1 protein-coding gene is annotated in these 812 nt (G+C 65.0%); it reads right to left on the reverse strand.

Annotated features, from left to right (window positions below; all coding sequences use genetic code 11):
- On the reverse strand, positions 1-812 hold an 812-nt coding region (locus BGN91_RS11150; protein ID WP_292613118.1), incomplete at both ends, for a DUF4175 family protein.

The following is an 812-nucleotide window of genomic DNA, read 5'->3' on the forward strand; positions in this document are numbered from 1 at the left end:
CGCGCATCTGTTCGGCCAACTGCTTCAGGTATTTGTCCAGCGCCGCACGCAGGTTCTCGGTGAGCTTCTTGATCTCCTCGTCGCTCGCGCCACGCTCCAGCGCCTCCTTCAGCGCGTCCTGCGCCGCACGCAGTGCCTTGTCGACGTCGGTGATATTGCCGTCCTCGATGCTGACCGCGAGCGCCCAGAGGTTGCCGACGACCTCGCGCAACTGAGCGTCGATGCGCGCTTCCTCAAGCTGCTTCGTGACGCTGTAAAGGCCGAGATACTCCCCCACCTTTGGGGTGAAAACCTCGGGCGCGATCAGAAGCGCATCGAGCGCCGTATGGACCTGCCTGCTCTGATTGGCGTCCAGCGCCAGGATCCGGCGTTGCTCGATCAGCGCGCGAGCCAGCGGTTTGGTGAACACACGTTCCGGCAGGCGCAGGTCGAACGGCTCGCTGTGTCCCTCGTTGCCCGCGTCGTCGCGCGCGCTCAGCGTCAGAGTCACATCGGCGCCGGCATAGGGACTCTCGCTCAGATCCTTGACAGTCTGTCCGATCCCGCTGCGGGGCCTGGCGTTCGGCAACACCAGCGCGAACTGCGGCGGATCGAACAGCGGACGCGGGGTCACGCCGTTCTTTGCGGAGGGCTCGGTCCGACCCGAAAAGACCGCGTGGGCTTCGGTCACGCCGTAGTCGTCCTCCACGCGATAGGACAGTTGCAGCAATCCACGGGCCTGACGTTCCGGATGTTTCGCCAGCGATATGGCCGGGACGCGATCGGGGATCGCATTGAATGTCCATTTCGGCTGCCCCGAGGGCGCACGCACA

The sequence above is a fragment of the Nitrobacter sp. 62-13 genome (genome assembly GCF_001896955.1).
Classification (GTDB): domain Bacteria; phylum Pseudomonadota; class Alphaproteobacteria; order Rhizobiales; family Xanthobacteraceae; genus Nitrobacter.